This is a genomic window from Martinezella sp. CNPSo 3964, assembly GCF_057784375.1.
The window spans coordinates 1-2,599 of the sequence record NZ_JBXSOW010000031.1 but is presented as its reverse complement, the minus strand read 5'-3'; the positions used below and the strand labels follow the sequence as shown (position 1 = coordinate 2,599).

Genomic DNA, 2,599 nt, shown 5'->3' with positions numbered 1-2,599 from the left:
ATTTTGAAGAAATGACATGGTGTGCTCGCTCTCGATGAAGAGCCGGAGACCGCTAGGGCGGTGATTTGGCCGCGCGCCAGCGATGACCTGCTTTGGGAGGATGGACAAATACAGAAAAGGAGCGTCCTGCTCACCGCCAATGGCGCTGTCTTGTGAGATTCCGTGAGCAAGCTGACAAATCTATTAATTTCGATGAAATATTACATAAATTTAATCATGGTATTATTCGCGGATGCAGGTGGATGTCTGGAATTTCCCTGCTAATTGTATCAATGTCTACTGATGCAATCTCTGGATTGATAATTATATCAATCAGTAAAACTGAAATGAAACTTAAAAGCTATTCAGCAGATCAATACATCCAGGCCTAGAGTTGCCGAGAGCGGATTTCTCGATCAACCATTTTGCTGAGTCAGGGTTGAGTGATCGGTTCAACTTCCTTGATGAAAATCGTCGACCCATACGGCTCACGTGATGTGACAGTCGATGCATCATCCGAAAACAGGTGTCCAAGATCCTTCACCGCCGGAATCAACAAAAGCTGGAATCTTCCCGAGACGATGAAATAGTGATTTCACTAGGCAAGAGATGCTAGAGATGAGCCTGAACAAGCAACATCGCTGAACCCACCAAGAGCGTTAGACCGATCAAAAGCGAAATACCGATTTTCAGCATTCTGATGCGCCGTGTTCTGGCGCCGTTCCAATCATGATATGATCAACACAAAATATTTTCCGTTCAGCAGCAAGTAGCCCTGCAGGGAAAGTCAGGTCGTTGTTATCAGTGCCGCTTCTGCGAGATGGATGTCGACGGCCTGCATGTCGTCAATGCCGACAAGCTGGCAATCGGCGATCTCGAAACCGGGCTGATCTCGTGTAGGCCGGCGCTATGCTTCCGGTGCGCTCCATCCATGGCGAGGGACCTGTTGGGGCTCAATGCCGTCATCATCGGCCGCTCCAACCTATTTGGCAATCGGCGGCGTTGTGTCACTCAAAGCCCACTGAAATTTCAACAGTATGTCGTATCTATCGGCGTCGCAGCTCTACTTTCAGCAGCAACCGTAAGGAGAATTCAAATTAAAAACACCTCAAGAGTATAAGTAAAAGGAAAATTATATTAAAAATTGCATTAACAATTAAAGTATGTTAATAAAATATAAGTGAGAGAAAAATATTATATCTAATGACATATGAATAATAATGATACTTTGCGAATTTTTGTTCTAAAAATACAGATTAGTGTAGATTAATTATATTTAACGCCGTTATTTAAAAATATATACATGGGTTGGGTTCAGGGTTGAATGTAACGGGTAGAGGTCATGATTGAACAATCGATTACGAGTGAGAAATTTACATTAGAGCCGAGCGCAGGTAGCAATTCTGCCAGGGCATCCGGTGGTCTGAGGCCGTTTATTGCGGCAGGCATACCCAAGTTGGATGAATTGGACGAATATGTTCTCCTCATCGATTCCCGTACGCTGGGTCGTGAGTGTCTGTCGAAGAACTTGATGGAGTGCGACAGCTCACTGCACATCGTGACCGTCGGCTCATTGGATGAGTGGCGGGTGCTCAATATGCAAGCGTTGCCGTCTGCAATTCTCCTCATGATCGGTGGACGCAACGCTTCTGAGACCGATGTCAGTACCACCATCCGTGCCTTGGTTGAGCAGTTTCAGACCAGTCCCGTGATTGTGGGTGCGGATAGTGATGAGCTTGGACAGCTCTTGCATGCGCTGGAATGCGGCGCACGCGGTTATATCCCGACGAATGTCGGGATAAGGGTTGCTGCAGAAGCTGTGGCGCTTGCGCGCGCAGGTGGCATTTTCGTGCCCGCAAGCAGTTTGTTGGCTGCGAAAGAAGCACTCGCGCCCGTGGCCGGCCAGAGCAACGCTTTCGACAGTCTGTTTACACCGCGAGAAACCGTAGTTGCTGAAGCGGTACGGCGTGGTAAGGCAAACAAGATCATTGCCTACGAGATGGGTCTTTGTGAAAGCACTATAAAGGTGCACATTCGCAATATCATGTCAAAGCTGAACGCGACAAACCGAACCGAAGTCGCCTACAAGATCCGGGAACTCGTGCGATAGCAGTTGTTGCTTTGTGATCTGCACCCTGCGGCTGCTGCGCCCATGCCGGAAGCAGTTTGAAGCCGGAGCTCCGCATTTCCAGCATCGGTGCAAACGCTTATGTGCGACGTAGCGCACGCATAGTTGCGTTGCACAATAGATGATTTTCACTCGCCCAGGAATCGGACATTATGCTTGCAGTTGATGCATATGGCGGTCTTTTCCCTCCCGGTGTCGTTGCATTGACTGTTCCTCTCTGGAGGTTTTGAAACCTTCATACCTAAGGTCGCGGATTTATCCGGGGGCCCATTTTTTCTTCAGGCTCCACAAGCATTTCTCTTGACCAAGGCGGTTAATCGTCACGGGCGGGCGGCCATTGGCGCGCAGTATGTACGAGCGCCATTACCCTACCGTGTTTGCCGTTTCCTCCACTTCATAGATGAGCCGGTAGCTCTCATGCGGGATGACTTCACGTGTGCCGGGGATCTTGCCCATACCATGTCAGTGCGCGGATCTGGATCAGTGCCGTCA

General features: G+C 48.9%; 1 protein-coding gene and 1 pseudogene. Both read left to right on the top strand.

Annotated elements, in window-relative coordinates; all coding sequences use genetic code 11:
* Positions 1-796 precede the first annotated feature (796 nt).
* Positions 797-970 (top strand): annotated as a pseudogene (locus tag AC13Q5_RS34970) (bifunctional methylenetetrahydrofolate dehydrogenase/methenyltetrahydrofolate cyclohydrolase); the annotation flags it as partial.
* 351 nt (positions 971-1,321) lie between these two features.
* The gene (locus tag AC13Q5_RS34965) at positions 1,322-2,089 is read left to right on the top strand and encodes a response regulator transcription factor (protein WP_488504956.1); all 768 of its coding nucleotides are present in this window, start codon (positions 1,322-1,324) and stop codon (positions 2,087-2,089) included.
* Positions 2,090-2,599 lie beyond the last annotated feature (510 nt).